Annotated in this window: 20 protein-coding genes and 1 pseudogene; 14 read left to right on the forward strand and 7 right to left on the reverse strand. The window is 69.5% G+C overall.

Translation table 11 applies throughout. The features are described 5' to 3' along the window. Window positions 1-135: 135 nt before the first annotated feature. The 4 genes from GA0070606_RS12885 (at window position 136) to GA0070606_RS12900 (ending at window position 4,645) form a co-directional block, all read left to right on the forward strand. Complete coding sequence (locus GA0070606_RS12885) at window positions 136-1,593, forward strand: APC family permease (protein WP_176737309.1); 1,458 nt, start codon at window positions 136-138, stop codon at window positions 1,591-1,593. Window positions 1,594-1,851: 258 nt separating this feature from the next. Beyond that, the gene (locus GA0070606_RS12890) at window positions 1,852-2,565 is read left to right on the forward strand and encodes a hypothetical protein (protein ID WP_245724669.1); all 714 of its coding nucleotides are present in this window, start codon (window positions 1,852-1,854) and stop codon (window positions 2,563-2,565) included. Next, window positions 2,562-3,806 carry a histidine decarboxylase gene (locus GA0070606_RS12895; RefSeq protein ID WP_091098514.1) on the forward strand — a complete coding sequence of 415 codons (1,245 nt, stop codon included), beginning with the start codon at window positions 2,562-2,564 and terminating at the stop codon, window positions 3,804-3,806. The genes GA0070606_RS12890 and GA0070606_RS12895 overlap by 4 nt, the downstream gene beginning before the upstream one ends. A 149-nt stretch (window positions 3,807-3,955) precedes the next feature. Next, window positions 3,956-4,645 carry an alpha/beta fold hydrolase gene (locus GA0070606_RS12900; protein WP_091098518.1) on the forward strand — a complete coding sequence of 230 codons (690 nt, stop codon included), beginning with the start codon at window positions 3,956-3,958 and terminating at the stop codon, window positions 4,643-4,645. Between the two features lie 39 nt (window positions 4,646-4,684). Here the strand turns inward: GA0070606_RS12900 and GA0070606_RS12905 are convergent, their stop codons facing one another. Continuing rightward, complete coding sequence (locus tag GA0070606_RS12905) at window positions 4,685-5,029, reverse strand: hypothetical protein (protein ID WP_091098521.1); 345 nt, start codon at window positions 5,027-5,029, stop codon at window positions 4,685-4,687. Between the two features lie 107 nt (window positions 5,030-5,136). Here GA0070606_RS12905 and GA0070606_RS12910 point away from each other — a divergent pair, with 107 nt between their 5' ends. After that, complete coding sequence (locus GA0070606_RS12910) at window positions 5,137-5,460, forward strand: hypothetical protein (protein ID WP_141721661.1); 324 nt, start codon at window positions 5,137-5,139, stop codon at window positions 5,458-5,460. A gap of 374 nt (window positions 5,461-5,834) precedes the next feature. Here the strand turns inward: GA0070606_RS12910 and GA0070606_RS33270 are convergent, their stop codons facing one another. Further along, the gene (locus GA0070606_RS33270; protein ID WP_245724670.1) at window positions 5,835-6,281 is read right to left on the reverse strand and encodes a hypothetical protein; all 447 of its coding nucleotides are present in this window, start codon (window positions 6,279-6,281) and stop codon (window positions 5,835-5,837) included. Window positions 6,282-6,372: 91 nt separating this feature from the next. Then, complete coding sequence (locus GA0070606_RS12920; RefSeq protein WP_091098528.1) at window positions 6,373-6,735, reverse strand: hypothetical protein; 363 nt, start codon at window positions 6,733-6,735, stop codon at window positions 6,373-6,375. A gap of 438 nt (window positions 6,736-7,173) precedes the next feature. Here GA0070606_RS12920 and merB point away from each other — a divergent pair, with 438 nt between their 5' ends. Together merB and GA0070606_RS12930 are read left to right on the forward strand one after the other, a co-directional pair. Then, window positions 7,174-7,836: an organomercurial lyase gene (gene merB, locus GA0070606_RS12925; protein WP_091098530.1), complete on the forward strand. Its 663-nt coding sequence runs from the start codon at window positions 7,174-7,176 to the stop codon at window positions 7,834-7,836. A gap of 316 nt (window positions 7,837-8,152) precedes the next feature. After that, window positions 8,153-8,368, forward strand: a complete 216-nt coding sequence (locus tag GA0070606_RS12930; protein WP_245724671.1) for a hypothetical protein — start codon at window positions 8,153-8,155, stop codon at window positions 8,366-8,368. Here the strand turns inward: GA0070606_RS12930 and GA0070606_RS12935 are convergent. Next, the gene (locus GA0070606_RS12935) at window positions 8,349-8,954 is read right to left on the reverse strand and encodes a TetR/AcrR family transcriptional regulator (protein ID WP_091098534.1); all 606 of its coding nucleotides are present in this window, start codon (window positions 8,952-8,954) and stop codon (window positions 8,349-8,351) included. The two genes, GA0070606_RS12930 and GA0070606_RS12935, sit on opposite strands and share 20 nt — an antisense overlap. A 98-nt stretch (window positions 8,955-9,052) precedes the next feature. On the opposite strand from GA0070606_RS12935, the gene GA0070606_RS12940 reads away from it, so the two are divergent. The 6 genes and pseudogenes from GA0070606_RS12940 (at window position 9,053) to GA0070606_RS12965 (ending at window position 15,741) form a co-directional block, all read left to right on the forward strand. Further along, window positions 9,053-9,703, forward strand: a complete 651-nt coding sequence (locus GA0070606_RS12940) for a hypothetical protein (RefSeq protein WP_091098539.1) — start codon at window positions 9,053-9,055, stop codon at window positions 9,701-9,703. Window positions 9,704-9,724: 21 nt separating this feature from the next. Continuing rightward, window positions 9,725-10,702, forward strand: a complete 978-nt coding sequence (locus GA0070606_RS12945; protein WP_091098543.1) for a CPBP family intramembrane glutamic endopeptidase — start codon at window positions 9,725-9,727, stop codon at window positions 10,700-10,702. 243 nt (window positions 10,703-10,945) lie between these two features. Further along, the gene (locus GA0070606_RS12950) at window positions 10,946-12,124 is read left to right on the forward strand and encodes a GDSL-type esterase/lipase family protein (protein ID WP_091098547.1); all 1,179 of its coding nucleotides are present in this window, start codon (window positions 10,946-10,948) and stop codon (window positions 12,122-12,124) included. A 148-nt stretch (window positions 12,125-12,272) separates the two neighbouring features. Next, entirely contained in the window at window positions 12,273-13,181 is a 909-nt protein-coding gene (bla, locus tag GA0070606_RS12955) for a class A beta-lactamase (protein ID WP_425413094.1), read from the forward strand. Window positions 13,182-13,324: 143 nt separating this feature from the next. After that, window positions 13,325-15,475, forward strand: a pseudogene (locus GA0070606_RS12960) (transglycosylase domain-containing protein); the annotation flags it as partial. Window positions 15,476-15,552: 77 nt separating this feature from the next. Continuing rightward, window positions 15,553-15,741 carry a hypothetical protein gene (locus tag GA0070606_RS12965; RefSeq protein WP_091098554.1) on the forward strand — a complete coding sequence of 63 codons (189 nt, stop codon included), beginning with the start codon at window positions 15,553-15,555 and terminating at the stop codon, window positions 15,739-15,741. Here the strand turns inward: GA0070606_RS12965 and GA0070606_RS12970 are convergent, their stop codons facing one another. From GA0070606_RS12970 to GA0070606_RS12980, 3 genes are all read right to left on the reverse strand, one after another. Further along, entirely contained in the window at window positions 15,742-16,662 is a 921-nt protein-coding gene (locus tag GA0070606_RS12970; protein ID WP_091098557.1) for a serine hydrolase, read from the reverse strand. Then, window positions 16,659-17,591, reverse strand: coding sequence for a LysR family transcriptional regulator (locus GA0070606_RS12975; RefSeq protein ID WP_091098561.1), 933 nt, complete (start codon window positions 17,589-17,591; stop codon window positions 16,659-16,661). Before GA0070606_RS12975 ends, GA0070606_RS12970 begins: the two co-directional genes overlap by 4 nt. Before the next feature lie 179 nt (window positions 17,592-17,770). Next, window positions 17,771-18,181: a RidA family protein gene (locus tag GA0070606_RS12980; RefSeq protein WP_091098566.1), complete on the reverse strand. Its 411-nt coding sequence runs from the start codon at window positions 18,179-18,181 to the stop codon at window positions 17,771-17,773. Window positions 18,182-18,260: 79 nt separating this feature from the next. Between GA0070606_RS12980 and GA0070606_RS12985 the strand changes: the two genes are divergently transcribed. After that, window positions 18,261-18,638: a winged helix-turn-helix transcriptional regulator gene (locus GA0070606_RS12985; protein ID WP_091098570.1), complete on the forward strand. Its 378-nt coding sequence runs from the start codon at window positions 18,261-18,263 to the stop codon at window positions 18,636-18,638. Window positions 18,639-18,675: the final 37 nt, after the last annotated feature.

Below are 18,675 nucleotides of genomic sequence, written 5' to 3' on the forward strand. Positions count from 1 at the left end.
GCACCCGGGGCCGGGCCGGCCCTCCCGGTGGCTGATCTCGCCTACGAATCGGGCTGCCGCACACCGTCACGGCCAGTCCGAATATCGCTCCGCGTCGCGCCCAGACGCTACCGGACGTGACGGGCAGGAGCAGCGATGAGCACGCACGTGCAGGTGGCACTGGCGCGCAAGACCCTCAGCGCGTGGGGCATGGGCATCTTCGGCGCGGCGGCCTCGGCGCCACTGGTCGTACTCGCCGGCGGCATCGTCGCCACCTACGCCAGTACTCAGGTGACCAGCGTGCCGCTGGTGTTCCTGTTGGTCGGTGGTGTGGTCGCGCTGCTGCTGGTCGGATACACAGCCATGTCTCGCCAAGTACCACACGCCGCGGCTTACTACGCCATCCTCGCCCAGGGTCTGGGGCGCAGCTGGGGCGTGGCGGGCGGCGTGGTTGCGCTGGTCGCGTACAACGCCATCCAGATCAGCCTCTACGGACTGCTCGGCGCCACGCTGGCGAGCCTGATCGGCGGCAACTGGTGGGCGTGGGCGGGCGCCGCCCTGGTCCTGGTGGCCGTATTCGGGGTCCGAGCCGTCGCGCTGTCCACGGCGCTGCTGACCGCCGTCCTGGCGGGCTCCCTGGTGATCGTCGCGCTGTTCGGGGCGTCCGCCGTGGCCGACCCGGCCGCAGGCACCCTGTCCTGGGAAGGATTCTCGCCCGCCGGCCTCGGGGTGAGCGGAATCGGTGGTGCGGTCGCGCTGTGCCTGGCAGCCCTGATGGGGGTTGACGCGCCCGCGAGCTTCGCCGAGGAGAGCCGGGACGAGGGAGCCATCACCCGTGCGGTCTTCGCAGGGGTGCTGTTCCTGACGGTCGTGTATGCCGGGGTGGCGTGGGCGATGGGGGTGGCGGTAGGCCCAGACCAGGTCGCCGCTGTCGCCGCCGATCCGAACGGTGGTCTTCCGTTCTCGGTGTTGGAGCAGCGCCTGGGCGGGTTAATGACGCCGTTGGCGCAGATGATGCTGATCTTCGCGATCGTCACGTCACTGCTGGCGTTTCACAGCGTGGCGGCGCGGTACGCGTTCGCGATGGCCCGCGAGGGGGTGCTGCCGGCGGCGTTGGCGCGCTCGGGCAGCGGAACCCGGGTCAGCGCGCCTGTCGGCGGGTCGCTGCTGCAGACCGGAATCGCCGTGGCGGTCGTGGGCGTCTTCGCCGTGCTGCGGGCGGACCCGATGGCCACCCTGTTCACGTGGCTGTCGACGCTGGGGGCACTCGGGCTGTTGTGCCTGCTGGTGTCCGCGTCCGTCGCGGCGATGGCGTCGCGGACCCGATTGCTGGCCGGCGCTGGCGTGCTGACGTCGGTGATCGCGCCGCTGTTCGGCGTGGTCTTCGGGGTGGTCGTCCTCGCCGCGATGGTCGTCAACGTAGGGTCGTTGCTGGGCGCTGCTTCCGGTTCCCTGTCGCCGTACCTGCTGCCGGTGATCATCGCCGCCGCCGGCCTCGGCGGGGGCCTGTGGGCGGTTGCCCTGCGCCGCATGCGTCCGGAGACCTACGAGGGCATCAGCCGGGGCCGACCGGACACACACGCCGTACCTGACGACGTCGGCGTGACCTTCTGATCCGGGAACTGGACGATGACGCACCCGATGTCGCCGCCACCCGGCCGGCACCACATGAACGTCGATGACCGCGGCTGGCCAGCGGCCGAGCAGCCGCCTCGTGCCCCAACCGGGCAGCAGTACCCGCCACAGCGGTGGACGGAACCTCCGCAGCGGCAGTTGCCGCAGGACCCGCCTCGTCTGTCGCCACCGGCTTCCGAACGGACTCCACCCCCGCCGGGGCTGCCGGACGAGCCGACCCCCGAGGAGCGCACCTGGGTGGACCTGCGGTTGCAGATCGCGTCCCGGCTGCGTGCCGTCAACGCCAAACACTGCCACGAGGCGTTCGACCGGTTCGGCAAACGCAACGCGCTCGGCCCGCACGGGGTCGTGCTGTTCTACGTCGCCGCCGACCGGCACGCGCCGAACGGCTACCGCCTGATGATCGCGACCCGCCTGTTTCTGGCGGGGCCGGAGTCCGACGACCTGCCCCGGGTGATGCATGACTTGACCCGGACGGCCGCCGACAACATCGCCCGCGGCAACAAGCGGGGCCAGCGGTGGGACCCGCGCGGGCCTGAAGGGTCGATGGTCAACGGCGGTGACCTGGACATGCCCCGCGACGCGACCTACGTCGGCATCGGCGTGAGCACCCTGGACAGCGACGCCGGCCCGTGGCACACCGTCGCCAGTTCCGTGCACAATCAGCCGCTGAACACCCCCCACCCGAAGTCGGTGTTCGACCTGGCAGGGCAAGGCATCGCCCTGCTGACCGACGGCACCGCGCTGCGGATGGTGCGCGACCCGCACCGGCGCTTCGGCGACGACGGGGTCACCAGCAACAAGAGCCTCGACGCGGGCCGCCGGTGGCCGTACAACCCGTACGCCAACCTCACCGAGCAGGGTGACCAGGCCCTTCGCGCGGCTTGGGCGCAGCTGACACTGCTGCACAGCACCCTCGCGGAGCACCTACTCGCCAGGCGGCCCGCGTGACGGGCGGCCCCACCAACCAGGTCGGGTTCCTCACCGACGATGCCGTCGACCTGGGCGGCTCTCCGGTCGACGCGGAGACGGTGGTTCAGGCGCTGCTCAACCAGGCCACCGCCGGGCAGCCCACCGCGATCGGCTTCCCCGGCGCGGTGGACATCGACTACACCCCGGTCATGCCGCTGTTTCGACAGCTGTTCAACAACGTCGGCGACCCGGCAACCGACCCCGGCGGCACCGCGCACACCAAGGCCCTGGAACGCGCGGTGATCGACTGGTGCGCCGACCTGATGGCGCTACCCGCCGACGATCGGTGGGGCTACGTCACCTCCGGCGGCACCGAGGGCAACCTGGCCGCCCTGCACGCCGCGCGCCGCCGCTACCCGGGCGCGGTGGTCTACTACTCCCAGGCCGCCCACTACTCGATCGGCAAGATCCTCGACATCATCGGCGCCCCGCATGCGCTGGTGGACGTCGACGAGCGCGGCGAGATGGACTACCAACACCTCGCCGCGCTCGTCGGATGGCGCCGCCACCAGGCGGCGATCGTGGTGGCCACGGCCGGCACGACAATGACCGAGGCCGTCGACGATCCCGCACGCATCGACACCGTCCTGCGCGAAGTCGGGATCGACCGCCGGCACGTACACGTCGACGCCGCCCTCGCCGGCATCCCACTGGCCCTCGACGGCGCGTTGACTCTCGACGAGAGCAGCGGCGTGGACACCCTCGCGGTGTCAGGTCACAAGTTCTTCGGAACCCCGATCCCGTGTGGGCTGGTGCTGATGCGCGACAGCATCCGCCGGCCCGGGCGGCACATCCCCTACACCGCCACCTCCGACACCACCGTCAGCGGGTCCCGATGCGGGCAGGCCACCGCGATGCTGTGGTATGCCATCGCCACCCACGGACGCGACGGTCACCGAGCCCGAGCCGCCCGCGCCCGGGACCTGGCCGCGTACGCCGTCGAGCAGCTCGACGCCGTCGGCTGGCCCGCCTGGCGTCACCGCCACGCCTTCACCGTCGTACTGGCCACCCCGCCCCCCGCGGTGGCGCGAAGGTGGCTGCTCGCCACCGAAGGACAGTGGTCGCACACCATCTGCATGCCGGGCGTCACCCGCGGGCAGATCGACGCGCTGGTCACAGACCTCCACACCGCGATTCGCGACGGCGTGACCATTCCAGGACAGCGGCGACCTCCGCAGTCGGCCACCGTGCGACAGCACGTCGGTGCTGGCGGGCCCTGACTCAGGCGTACTGATCTGCCGCAATCAGCTCGTTGCGCCGAGTAACAGCGAGCGGCGGCCGGTGCCCGGACCTACCGAATGCAGCGCGTGGCTCTGCCCACGGCGGAATGTCTTGATTCCGGAGGCGACGGTCGGAGAGGCTCAGGGGCGTGCCTGAGCTGATAGACATCACGGTCGGTGACCTGCACTTCTCACTGCGGGTATGGCAAGCCGTCGACAAGTACAAGACGCCCGCCGTGCTGCTTCATGCCACCGGAAAGACCGCAAGCGATTGGGACGTGATCGCCTCGGGCCTGTGTACGGAGCGGACCGTGTACGCCGTCGACCTGCGCGGCCACGGCGCCAGTGACTGGCCCGGCACGTACAGCCTGAAACTGTTCGCGCAAGACGTCATCGGAATCCTGGACCAGCTGGACATCGGCGCGGTGGACCTGGTCGGCCATTCCCTCGGCGGTCTGGTGGCCTGCCGGGTGGCCGCCGAATGGCAGGGACACGTCCACAAACTCGTGCTTGAGGACATCGGTTACCCGCACCCTCGACCGCCGGGGCTTCCCGACCGTCCCGCCGGGGATCTGCCCTTCGACTGGCACATGGTGGAGCAGGTCCGGCCCGAGATCGACGATCCGGATCCAGGATGGGCCGACATCGTCGCCCGGATCACGGCACCCACTCTGCTCATCGGCGGCGGAGCAGCGAGCCATGTCCCCCAGGAGCACGTTGCCGAACTATCCGATCGTTTGGCCGACGCCCGGCTGACGACGATCGCGGCCGGCCATCTGGTGCACGAGACCGTTCCAGACGAGTACCTCAGGACCCTGATCGCATTCCTCACCCAGTGATCGACGCCCATCCCTATCGCCGCCGAGCGAACGCGCTGGCTAGGCGTCCTCCTCGTCAAACGGCTCGTCACTCCACCGCCACCACGCCTCGTTGCCATCGATGTGAAGAAGGAACTCTGGAACCTCCTGGCCCTCCGGGTACCGAAGCGTCACGGCGTTTCGGACTGCCTCGTACGCGCGCTCCCAGGACTCGGCATCCTCATCGATACCATCGAGCAGCCGCAGTTCCTCGGCGAAGAGCGGCCGGACCTCAGCGAGCCCCTCCCTCGGGTTGACACGAGCGTTCAGCCACGGAAAGTCGCCGCCGGTCACCACGAGATCAGCAAGTACCCCGCCGTCGTCGCGCCGGTGCAGCGTCCAAGCGCCGCCGTGATGATCACTCACGATGACGACATTACGTAGCGACTGCAGGGGATTCCCCGCCGACCCGTACCCGGCTTCGGCTTCGCCACTGGTAGCACCTCGGCCATGGTCAGATGCACGCTCAGGCGATGAAGAAGTTCGCCGAGTCCAAGGATGACCTCTACTTTCAACTCGCGGCGAACTTCCTCTTCGAGCCCGACATGATGGCCAAGTGGGAGGACGCGAGCGACGCCTCTACCGCGGCAGCTGTGTCGTGGTTCCGTACCCGGGAAAGCCTGCCCGGCGTCCTGCAGCAGTGGCGAGTCGCTGGCGCGCGCCGAGTCCGCGACAGCAGGGGCCGGCGCCCTCGCATCTCGGACGCGGCCATTGTTCCTCAGCGCGACGAGGCTGCCATCCGTCGACGCCAGGAAGCCGAGTCGGCCCTACGGAAGGGGCGTCGCAAGAAGCGATGAGCCTGTACATGCAGCAGCCGCAACGCATCAGCTGATCTTCAGCAAGCGATCGCAGCAGGGCAGCACAGCGACCGGCACGCAATGGCGGAAAACAAGGAAGCGCAGGTCATCAACCTGGGGATGCAGACGGAGCGTCGGGTTAGGAAACCGTTGCTCTATCCCCTGAGCTACGGGGGCGCGAGCGCCTAGTGTAGCGACCTGGGGTTCACCCGGGGTGGGAGGGAGTGGCACAGGTTCACCCACGTCACCCGGACCCCTGTTCTCTCAGCCCAGCCACGCCCCGAGCACACGAACCCCGGTCCGCGACAGGCGTCGCACGGGGTGACTCGCGTTGGCACCGGTTAGCACCGGTTGGAGAGCGCACAACGCGCGAATCACCCAAGATCATGATGCGCACTCCCCGGGCAAGGCCCGCCGGCCGGCAGTAGCGCGGGTCGGCGGCAACCCTCCGCGAGCTTCGTTCGCCGGCTCAGCTCAGACGCCCGACGCAGGGCCAGCGTTCGGGATGAGTCCGGCACGACACGCAGCACCCGGATCAACCGCGGGCTGCGGGCGAGGATCTCGGTGGCCGTCCGCCCGACCACCACGCCGGCGGCACGTTGCCCGGGCAGGTTCACGGTCTGCTGCCGTGCGGCTCCCACCATCGCCTCGGCGACCGGAACGGCGTTAATGACGTGGCCGCGTCGGAGCAGGGCGGTGATCCGGTCGACGCCGGCGTGCCGGATCGCGGCCGGGGTCTGCCAGCAGGCGATCGGACCCTTCCGGTTGAGCTCTACGGCTCGCTCCAGGGCGGGGCTGATGCCGGTGAGTAGTTCCTGCAACCGGAACAGGGTGGCGATGCGCTGCCCGACGAGGTCGGCGCGGTAGCTGGTCAGGACGGTCAGCTCGGCGAGAATCTCGGGTCCTGTCGGCCTATCGCAGCCACCGCAGTGCGGCGTCGGCGGCGCCGTCGGGGGTGCTGTTGAAGGCGATGGCCGCGCCGGGGGAATGTTGCCGGATCAGGTTGATCACCTTTTCGAAGAACTCAAGCAATGGTTCGTGCTTGCGGATACCGCCTCCCACCACCACGCAGGCGTAGTCCTTTCGGGCCAGCGCCTCGATGATCACACTTTCGGCATTCTCGTCGGGTGCCACCAAGCACAGATCGGCCTCGATGCCATGATCTTCGAACCGAGCCTGACCACGGGCAATTGCCTTCACAACCGGCTCAGGATTCCAGCCCGGGATTTTGGCGGGATCGAGACCGACCACCAGGACTGCCCCAGTGCCATGCATCCTTCCACCTCCAGGAAACGGTCTGGCTCAGCATCGCGACTTGTGGCACGAGCCGGCCGAGCACCATCGTCGTGCTTGAAGGACGCCTCTCACCTTTCTGATGCTGTCACAGATGGCATCAAACGCGCTGGATAGGACTAGCGACGGTCGTGCCAGCGGATGTCGCCGGGTCGGCGTGGCCAGTCAGAGTGAGCAACGACTTGCGGCCGTCTCGCGTACGGCAAGGTTGCGTCCAGGGAATTGGTGTACGACTGGCCAGGACCTGCCACACCGCCTCGGTGTCGGCGGCGTCGGTGTAGGCGTCGCGCCCGTTCCATGCGTCCATGAGTGCCCATGCCAGCGCATCGGTGACCTTAGGTAACCGCAAATGTGAGACAGGGCCGTTATTTGTACAGTCCAGCCCGTCAGGGTGGTGCGGGCGATCGGGAAGGTTCGACGATGACGGAGTTCGAAGATCTACGGCTCGCGGTCTACCGCTCGTTCGCCCGCACCGGGCGCGCGCCGAGTGCCGAGGACCTGGCGGCGACAACCGAGGCGGACATCGGAACGGTACGGGCCGGGCTGGCCGAGCTCGCCCGTACCCGCCACGTCGCCCTCGACGAGGCGGGGCGAATCGTCATGGCGCATCCGTTCTCGGCCGTACCGCTGGGCTTCGCGGTGATGGGCCGACGGACGCTGTGGTGGGGCGGCTGCGCCTGGGACTCGTTCGCGCTGCCGCAGTTGCTCCGCGAGGAAGGCGAGGTCCTCGTCTCCACCCGCTGCCCCGCCTGCTCCCGCCCGCACGCCTGGAACGTCGGCGCCGACGGCCCACCCGACGGCGACCAGGTCGCCCACTTCCTCGTGCCCGTCACACGAATGTGGGACGACGTCGTCCGCACCTGCGGGCACCAGCGGCTGTTCTGTTCCACCGAGTGCGTCGACGCGTGGTGTCACCAGACCGGGTCCACCCGCGGCTACGTGATGGACCTGCCCACCCTCTGGCGGCTGGCCGCCCACTGGTACGACGGACGCCTCGACCGCGGCTACCGCAGACGGGAACCGGAAGCCGCCAAGGAATACCTGCGCGGTGTGGGACTCTCCGGCCTGTTCTGGGGGCTGTGAGCGCCCCGAGTCTACGGTTACTGATGCCGCGCCCGTTCGACCCGCCCATCGGCGAGGCGGGAGCGAATGACACCTCGAAGGTCAGCCACAGGCACGGCGGAACACACTCAGCCATACCCACCCCAGCCTGCGGGAGCGGCCGGGCCCGCCCCTCACCGTCGCCGGCGGACACCGCGGACACGTGCCCGCCTAACCGAGGTCCACGACTTCCACGACCCGGCCACCCCCATCCTCGCCGCCTCACCTTCACGCCGCATGCCCGGATACCGGACCCTCGGCTTCGCCAGAACATAGGTGCATCCGCCTGAATTGCGGATTGCAGGTCAGCAAGGACGGGCGGAGCTGGAGCATCGGCGCCGCCGGCGCCGACGTGGATCGGATCGCCGGTCACACCACTGCCGGCGTCTCGATCACCACCACCATCCCGCCAGTGTTCGACGCCTACGCCACCACTCACCAGACCGACGACGTCACCGCCGCCGCCCACGAGCATGCCCTGACGGGATGCCCGCTCATGCGGTCGGGGTGTTGAGGACGCAGTCAACGGCCGTGTACAGAGTTTCGGTTTCGGACTTCAGGATCGAGTCCTCGGCGGGCAGGGCTCGTTCGATGGAGAGCCCTTGGAGGACGGTGAGCAGGAATCTCACCCGGCGTGCGTGGTCTTCCCTGGGAAGCGCGCCTTCGTCAGCGAGAACCGTCAGCCAGTACTCGACACGGCGCCACCCTTCCCGCTCCAAGGCGAGATACGCCGCGCGCACCTCCTCGGTCGGTTCGGGTGCGATGAACATCTGGTACGCCCTGCCCCACGCCTCACGTGCTTGCTCCCCTACGCCGGCGGGGGCGAGCACTTGCCGGAGACAGTTGACCAGTCGATCCCGGGCGGGTAGCGATCGGTCGTGGATCGGGTCATCAGGGAACATCCGGTCGTAGATTCTGGCGAGCACGGCGTCCTGCAGCGCGCGCTGGGTCGGAAAGTGGAACCTGAGCGAGCCCGTGCTCACCCCGGCCCGTGCCGCGACCGCACGCACGCTCAGCCGCGTAGTCACATCCTCTGCGAGCATCGCCGCCGCAGCCGCGAGAATCCGCTCCCGTGAGCCGGTGCTTACGTCCTGTGTCATCCGCCACCTCCTAGCACATCGTACTAGCACACTGTGCTAGCGTTGCCACTAGCACAGCGTGTTAGTGAGAAGCGGCGGTCAACGGCGAGCGAGGAAACGTGATCGAGGACTGGCGGCGACGGCGGACAGCCAAGCGCATCAAGAGCGGAGACGGGCGGGCATTGAAACGCCTCCGCTGGTGGCAGCTACCCTTCCGCGCATTGTTCTACCTCCCGCTGCCCAACCGGGATGGCCGGCAGACGGTGTATGCCGTCGACATCCCACGCCGGACTGACCCGGAAGGCGGCAAGGCGAGAGCGCACCTGTATCTCGACGGCAGACACCACGCCGAGTCCAAGCTCCCGGCAGCCTTCCCCGTCGAGGGCGGCACCATCCACGTGGCGATCAGTGCATTCGGGCTCAAGCGCTGCCACTACGTCACCACCGCCGGCGCGGAGCACCGGCTCATTCCTGATCCGAAGTCCGCCGAAGGACGCCGTGCCCGCGTCGAACGCGAGCACCCGACGCTGAGCCGCTCGATCAGTCTCCTCTCGGTGCTGATGCTCCTCATCGGCGTGGGCCTGAATCTGCTGCAACTCGCCGAACCGATTTCGCAGATCCCCCCGATCGCCGAAAACATCGGAACCTTCGAATCGCCCGTACACCTACCGGTCTGGCTCAACTTCGCCCTCGCCGTCGGGGCCATTCTGGGGAGCAGTGAGCGGGCACTCCGCCTGCGTCACAGCGTGCTCGACCAAGTCGGGAAGTAACCGTATGCACAAGAGGAAGTCATGATTACGACAGACAAGCCGAACTCGCTACTCACCTCGGGCGAGCCCCGCAATGGGCCGTCAGTTCCAACTGGAACGGAATACCACCGGGTACTCGCAGGCGACAAACGCCGGATCGGTCGCGGCATCCTCGCAATCATCCTCCTGCTGGCAGGGTTCGTCATCTTCCCGACGGTTATCGGCAGGGCGGTTGCGCTCATCGACGTACGGATGGGCAACACCCCGCCGATCCTGGGCGGCACCGACTACACGCCGCTCTACCACGCCGGCACGATGTTCTCCCTCGGCCTGCTCATTCCGTGGAGCATGCTCATCCAGCGGTGGCTCTACCGGGTGCCCGGGGCGTCCCTGCACTCCGTGACGTCGCGGTTCCGCTTCGACCTGCTCGGCAAGTCGCTGCTCATCTTCGGTCCCGCCTGGCTGGTGGTCAACGCCCTCGGAGCTCTCACGCCCGTTGAGGAGTCCCCCTGGTCGCAGACCGACCTCATCGCCATCTTCCTCGCCACGATGCTCCTCACCCCGCTCCAGTCGGCGGGCGAGGAATACGGCGTGCGTGGGCTGATCTTCCGCGTGATCGGAAGCTGGACCCGCAGCCCACGGGCGGGACTGGTCGCCGGGGTGCTGGTCTCGAGCCTGCTGTTCACGGCCGCACACGGCGCGACGGATCCGTACATCATCGTCTGGTACTTCGTGCTCTGGACCGGCCTTGCGATCATCACCTGGCGCACAGGCGGGCTTGAAATCGCGGTCATGCTCCACGCCGTACTCAACACATTCAGCCTCATCCTGGCCACATCCCTGCGGGTAGACCTCGGTAGTGCACTGCAGGACCGCTCAGCCGGAGTCGGCACGCCGTACCAGCTCGTCCCCGCATTCACTGTCATCGTCATCACCGCAATCATCTGGTGGCGCACCCGAAAGACAGGACCAGCACTCACCGCGGGCCTCAGTCAAGAACCACGTCACACGCGGTCGTGACGTGGACGCCTCTGCTGATCCCCAGCGGGCGACCACAGCAATGCCCCGCTGCGACCAGAACACGAAGGGGCAGAACCATGCGACCTTCTTGATCTTGGTGGGCAGGGTGGAGCGGCCGGCGCCAAGCCTCAGACCCGGACCCGCCGCGAAGCGGCCCGCTACGCTCGCGAAACACGACTGGCCGTGAGCGACCCGGCCGCCGGGTCACCGCCGCCCGACAACGTCAATTGATGGATTGAGAGCATGTCTGCCTCCTGGATCACCACGCCGATCAGCACGGACCTTCTCCGCGGCGCGCTCGACGTGCAGCGCACCGCGCGCGGGGTGCTGCCGCACCGGCTGCCCGCCTGGGCCCGCGCCCAGTACACCGACGGGCAACTCGCCATGGTGGAGGCCCAACCCGCCGGCGTGCGGCTGGCCTTCCGCACCAGCGCCACCGCGATCGAGTTGGACACGCTGCCCACCCGACACACCTACCTCGGCCTGCCGGCCCGCCCCGACGGCGTCTACGACCTGCTCGTCGACGGTCACCTGACCGACCAGGCCAGCGTCACCGGCGGGGACACGGTGACCATCGACATGACCAGCGGGACCACGCAGCGCCGGTCCGCTCCGCCCGGCACCGTCCGGTTCACCGGCCTGCCCGACCGGGCGAAGGACATCGAGATCTGGCTGCCGCACCACGAAACCACCGAACTCGTCGCCCTGCGCACCGACGCCCCCGTCGCGCCCGTGCCCGACCGGGGGCGCCGGGTGTGGCTGCACCACGGCAGCTCCATCAGTCAGGGCTCCAACGCCACCAGCCCCACCGCCACCTGGCCCGCTGTCGCCGCGTCCCTCGGCGGCGTCGACCTGGTCAACCTCGGCTTCGGCGGCAGCGCGCTGCTCGACCCGTTCACCGCCCGCACGATGCGGGACGCCCCGGCCGACCTGATCAGCGTGAAGATCGGCATCAACCTGGTCAACGCCGACCTGATGCGGCTGCGCGCCTTCGTCCCGGCCGTGCACGGCTTCCTCGACACCATCCGCGACGGCCATCCCACCACGCCGTTGCTGGTCGTCTCCCCGATCTACTGCCCCATCCACGAGGACACCCCCGGCCCCGGCGCGTTCGACCTGGCCGCCCTCGCCACCGGACAGGTGCGTTTCCGGGCCACCGGAGACCCGGCGGAACGGGCGAGCGGGAAACTCACCCTCCGTGTCATCCGGGACGAGTTGGCGCGGATCACCGCCCAGCGCGCTGCCGACGACCCGAACCTGCACCACCTCGACGGCCTCGACCTCTACGGCGAGGCCGACTTCGCCGAGCTGCCGTTGCCCGACCAGCTCCACCCGGACTCCGCCACTCACCGGCGCATCGCCGAACGCTTCGCCGAGCGGGCGTTCGCCGCCGACGGCCCCTTCGCGGAGCGCCGCTCCTGATCCACCTGCGGTCGGTCCGCGCCGCGCCGTTGATGTCTGATCGGCATGAATCCCGCGACTTCTGTCTTCGACCGCATGCCGGATCGCTGTCAGGGTCGAGTCTGTCCGACCGGCTGTCCGGCGCCCGGTCCACGCATCGACAGGAGTGATCATGATTTTTGCGACACGCCGCCTGGTGGCCATGGCGGCAGTGGTGTCCCTGGCCGCCTGCAGCCCGGCCGGTGCCGCCGAGCAGCCGGCGCGGGACAGCGCGGTGCCGGCCCCCGCGTCACCCGCACCCGACCGGGAACACGAGTTCCGGCAGTTGGAGAAGAGGTTCGACGCGCGGCTGGGCGTCTACGCGATCGACACCGGCAGTGGCCGGACGGTGGAGTACCGGGCCGACGAACGGTTCGCGTACGCCTCGACCTTCAAGGCGTTGGCCGCCGCCGAGATCCTCGACGAGACCACGGACGCCGAGCTGGACCGGGTGGTGCGGTACTCGGCGGACGACCTGGTGACCTACTCGCCGATCACCGAGCGGCACGTCGCCACGGGCATGACGCTGCGCGCCATCGCGGACGCCGCCGTCCGGTACAGCGACAACACCGCCGCCAACCTGATGTTGCGCCATCTCGGCGGGCCGCAGAAGTTCGAGAAGGAGCTGCGGGAGGTCGGCGACAAGGTCACCGATCCGGCGCGTTACGAGACCGAACTCAACGAGGCCAGGCCCGGCGATCGGCGGGACACCAGCACCGCGCGGGCCCTGGCTGAATCCCTGCGGGCGTACGCCGTCGGTGACGCCCTGGAACCCGCGGACCGTGACATCCTCAACGGTTGGCTGCGGGGCAACACCACCGGCGGCGAGCTGATCCGCGCCGGTGTCCCCGACGGCTGGGTCGTCGGTGACAAGACCGGCGCCGGCGGCTACGGCACCCGCAACGACATCGCGGTGATCTGGCCCCCGGACCGCGCGCCGATCGTCCTCGCGGTGCTGTCCAGCCGGGACGAGAAGGACGCCAGCTATGACAACGCCCTCATCGCCGAGGCGACGAAGGCGGTGCTGGCCGGCTGGTGACCGTGGACCGGCACCCACTCGTCGCCGAGCGCGCGCACGTGTCGGACACCGCAGGGCGGCAGCGATGAAGGCCCGACCGGGGCGTGGGACGCCGACTGGTGGGCCGCTGCCGCCCTGCACCCTACGAATCGAGGTGACCCGGGATGTGGAAACGTGACCACGATGTCTTCACCAACGCCGCATCGCTGCTGATCTGTGGCCTTCTGGCCGGAGTGGTGGTCGCCGCGGCGGCCTTCCCCGCGGTGGCGATGTCCGGCCTCACGGCGAAGGCCGGCGCCGAGACGTTCGGCGCGCTGCCGAAGGAGCTGACGGTGGCCCGCGCGCCGCAGATCAGCTACCTGCTCGCCTCGGACGGCAAGACACCGCTCGCGACCATGTACGACGAGAACCGGCGGGACGTGAAGCTCGCCGACGTGTCGCCGTTGATGCAGAAGGCGATCATCGCCGCCGAGGACCACGACTTCTACCGGCACAACGGGGTCGACCTCGACGGCGTCGCCCGGGCCTTCGTCAACAACCGGTCCGGCACGAACGGTCAGCAGGGCGCCTCGACGCTGACCATGCAGTACGTGCGGCTCGCCATCGCATACTCCGCCTCGCACCCGGCCGACGTGGTCGCCGCGACCGAGGACACCAGCGCCCGCAAGCTACGCGAGATGCGCTACGCCTTGGAGATCGACAAGGAGTTCTCCAAGGACGAGATCCTGGAGCGCTACCTCAACATCGCCGCCTTCGGCAACGGCGCGTACGGCATCTTCGCCGCCAGCCAGGTCTACTTCGGCAAGCCGCCCAGCAGGCTCAAGCTGGAGGAAGCCGCGCTGCTGGCCGGCATGGTGAAGGCGCCGAGCCAGAACGACCCGACCACCCGCAGCGGCCGGGGTCTCGCCTTCGACCGGCGTAACTACGTCCTGCAGAACATGGTCACCATCGGCGCGATCAACCAGCAGCAGGCGGACGCGGCCAAGGCCACCAGGATGGTCGTGAAGGGCAAGCGCACCCCGAACGGCTGCGTCGCCACCAACCAGCGCAACTGGGGCTTCTTCTGCGACTACTTCTACCGCTGGTGGATGTCGCAGGAGGCCTTCGGCTCCACCAGCTATGACCGGGAACGGCGTCTCAAGAGCGGTGGCTACCGGGTGATCACCACCCTGGACGTTCAGGCCCAACGCGGTGCGGACCAGGCGGTACGCAGGGCCAAGAGCGAGACCGCCGAGGAAGCGGCCATGGTCGCCGCGGTGGAACCGGGCACGGGTCGCGTCCGTGCCCTCGCCGTGAACCGCACCTTCCGACCCGACGACCCGGGGAACCCGACCAACAAGCCGCACAGTGACCCGAAGCAGCGGGCGAAGGGCGCCTCGGGCAACTACCCCAACACGGTGAACCCGTTACTCACCGGAGGCGACGGCATCACCGGCTACCAGGCCGGCTCGACCTTCAAGATCTTCACCGTCGTCGCCGCCCTGGAGAAGGGCATCCCCCTCAGCCACACCATTGACGCACCACAACGGTTTCGGTCGGAGTACGTCATCGACCGCGCCAGCCCCACCGCGTGTCCGGGAACCGATCTCTACTGCCCCACGAACTCCGACAAGAAGGCCGGTGGCGTGCTGAACATGTGGAGCGCGTTCGCCCGGTCGACAAACACCTACTTCGTGCCACTGCAACAGCAGGTCGGCGCCGAGAACGTGGTCGACGTGGCCAAGCGGCTCGGTGTCCGGTTCCGGGTCGACCGGGAGAACCGGTGGGCCGGCAACCGGGAGGCCGCCCACGACTGGGGCGCGTTCACCCTGGGCGTCTCCGCCACGACCCCGCTGGAACTGGCCAACGCGTACGCGACCCTGGCCGCGGACGGCACCTGGTGCGCACCGACACCGGTGCAGGAGATCCGCGGTCCGGACGGCGGGACCCTGAGCGTCGCCGATCCCCGTTGCGAGAAACGGATCGACACCGCAGTGGCCCGCGCCGCCGTCGACGTCGCCCGCTGCCCCGTCGGCGACGACTCCGCCACCAGCCGGTGTGGCGGCAGTCGGACGGCCGCGCAGGTGAAGGCCGCAGTGGACGCGCCGGTCGCCGGCAAGACCGGCACCACCGACGCGGAGAACTACGCCTCCCTGGTCGCGATGACCAAGCAGTACGCCGTCGCGGGCATCCTGACCGACCCGGACTGGCCGCAGACCACCGTGAAGATGCGGCACCAGCAGCGCGACGGTGTCAACCCGCCGGTCTACGAGACCCTGGCGGCGGCCATGCAGGGCAAGCCACGCATCGATTTCGCACCGGCACCGACGGAACTGGTCAGCTGAGCCGGGCGCGGCCCGTACGTTGAGGTGTCACGGTGCGGTGGTGACGATCCGACGGAGCCTGGGAGCCGATGGATCACCTGGGCCCTTCGGACGCGGGAAGCCCGCGACCGCGGACACCGGAGCACGCCGGCGAGCCCTACGCGATCGACCGGTCCAGCGACTCCGGCGACGCGTCCCTGTCGATCCTCGCAGCCGTCAACATCGCCATGGTGGCGCTGGTCTGGCTGAGCGAGCGGCGGGCCCGGGCCACGTCCTGATCAACTCCACCAGGGCAGGGTGCCCGTGCGCAGGTGGTCGTGCAGGGAACGGGCGACCTGCGCCATTGTCGCCTCGCTGCCGGGCTGCGCGGCGGCAGGCACCCGCGAGGCGGTGAGCGCGGCGACCGCGTACGACTGCCCGTCGGCGTGGTCCACCACGCCTACCTCGTGGCGCAGGTGCAGCAGGGTGCCGGTCTTCGACGACCAGCGGGAGGCGTCGGAGGTGAAGTCCGGGGCGAGCCGCTGCCGGTGCAGGTTGTCGCCCATCAGGGCGCGTGTTCGCGCGGCGGTGGACCCCTGGATCGTCGACGGCCGCCAGAGGGCTTGCAGCAGGTCGACGAAGGCGCGGGCCGACCCGGTGTTGGCGCGGGTGACGTCGAGCTGGGCGACGGGGTGGCCCTGCCCGGGGGTGGCCGCGCCGATGGCGAGGGAGTGGGCCAGGTGCACGTCATCGGGGCCGAGGCGTTCCGCCGGAGTGTCGGCGAGTTCACCGACCCGATGCCGCACGGCGATGCCGTCGACGCGCAGTCGCCGCAGCTCGGCGGCGACCCCGGTCGGCGGGACGAGGTCGAACAACGCGTCGGCGGCGACCGAGTCGCTGATGGAGGTGCTCAGGTAGAGCAGGTCGTCCACGGCGATCCGCGCCGGATGGCGGAAGCGGCTCAGCCCGGTCGGGCCCGGTGTGGTGATCCGGCCGGGCGCGAGATCGACCGGTCTCGCCGGGTCGAGTTCCCCACGCGCGACCCGTTCGAGCACGGCGACCGCCAGCGGCACCTTCACCAGCGACGCCGCCGGGTACGGGGTCTCCGTGTCGAAGCCGATCTCCTCGCCGGTGTCGAGGTTGCGGACCAGAAAGGCGCCGTCGAGACCCGCCTCGTCGAGCAGGTCACGCGCGTTGCGGACGACAGCGGCGACGCTCATGCCGGCTCTCGCGTCGAGCGGTCACCGAGTGTGCGGTCCTCGGCCGACCCCGGGCGGCCGTCGGGCGCGCCCAGGCATCGGGCGATGTCCACGTACAGGACCGTGCCGAACTGGTCGAGGTCCTCGCGTACGCCGGCGGTGACGTCGTAGCCCCGCAGGAGCCGTGGGCCGGCGAGAGGGCACCAGTGCAGTCCGAAGTCCTCGGCCTGCTGGCGGGAGCAGAGCAGCAGGTCGGGAGAGCCGAGGGCCGCTGCCGCGGCGTCGACCAGGGACGGCGCGACCGCCACCTGAGCCGGTACCAGGCCGGCCGCCTGGCCCGCGCGGGTCAGCGGGTCCCGCAGGTGCGCGACGTCGTCCTCGGGTTGGATCAGGATCCGCCGGCGTGCCTGCGTGCGGGCCCGGCCGCTGCGCAACGTCTCCAGGAACACCGTCGGCGCCGGGAACGGGGTCCGGGCAGCCAGCCCCAGCGGCACCCGCCAGGCGGCTGTCGCCTCCGGAACCGCCACGATTCCGGCACCGACCTCCAGGGTCCGGCAGAGCCGTTCACGCTCGGACGGGCCGGCCGGCCGTACCTCCAGGTGGATGCGCTGCCGCCGCGCCTCGACCACCAGATCGGCGAGGCGGCGCGGCGGGCAGATCTCGGGTACGGCGACCCGCAGCGGACGCAACCGGGCCCGCTCGGCGTCGTCGCCCATGGCATCGGCGAGGTCGACCAGGCGCCGGGCTGACGGCAGCATGTCCTGCCCGAACGACGTCAGCCGCACCGCGCGGGACGACCGGTCGAACAGCCGCGCCCCGAAGTGCTCCTCCAGGGCGGCGATCCGGCGACTGGCGACGGACTGGGGGATGCCCGCAGCGGCGGCCCCGGAGGTGAAGCTGCCGTGGCCGCTGACCGCGACGAAGGCCCGGCAGGCGGCGACCACATCCACCCACCGAACATATACCCGGAGCGCGTGAACGAACCGGCGCGCTGCCTGCCTGCCCAGCATCAGGCCGGAGCCGGCCTGATGCTGGGCGACGACACAAGGTGACACGGGGCGTCAGGTGGCGGCACCGACGCGTGGCCGTGCGGACCGCTGTCTCGATCCCGCGGTCGAGCAGGAAGCACTCACTGCGAGATCGCGGTCGCCTCCAGTTCGACGAGCACGTCGGGCTCGAAGAGGTGGTCCACCCCGATCAGCGACGCCGGCGGAAGGGGCCAGGGCAGGCCGAGCTCCTCGACGACCGATTCGATCCCGGCCATGAACGGCCCGATCTTCTCGGGTGCCCAGTCGGTCACGTAGAAGGTCAACCGGACCACGTCCTCAAATGACGCGTCGGCTCCGGCGAGGGCCCGACCGGTGTTGCGCAGTACCTGCGCGACCTGCCCGGTCAGGTCGCCCGGCGCAACCGGTGTGCCGTCGCCCAGGCGGGCGATCTGACCGCTGACGTGGATGTGACGTGACCCGGTGGCCACCGCCACGTGATCGTAGGGCGTGTGCGGCTGGAGGCCTTCGGGGCTGAAGCGGGTGACGGGCATCGTTCTCCTCTGCTGGGAACCAACTCGGTTTACTATTGATACCTAGTTGACGGAGGACACTTCAAGGAGACCTGGTTTCATGCGCGACACCACCACCGCCCTCGCCGAGGAACTGCGTATCGACGCGCCACACCGCGAGTTGCTCGACCAGGTGTTGGACAAGTGGTCGCTCAGCGTTCTCAACGAACTGTGCGAGCGCCCGTGCCGGTTCAACGAGCTACGCCGGGCGATCCCGGCCGTGACGCAGAAGTCGCTCACGGCGACCCTGCGACGGCTCGAGCGCAACGGGATCATCGAACGTCACGTCGTGGCGACCCGCCCGGTCGCGGTGGAGTACCGGATCACCCGGTTGGGAAAGACCCTGCGCGCCCCGGTCGACGCCCTCCTCGAATGGGCTGACACCTACCTGCCGCAGATCGACCACGCCCGCAAGGCGTTCGACGCGGAGATCGAGTGACGAATGCGGGCCGCGGCGCCCTGGTTCCGCCTCTCGG

It is taken from the genome of Micromonospora citrea (assembly GCF_900090315.1).
In the GTDB taxonomy this organism is placed as follows: domain Bacteria; phylum Actinomycetota; class Actinomycetes; order Mycobacteriales; family Micromonosporaceae; genus Micromonospora; species Micromonospora citrea.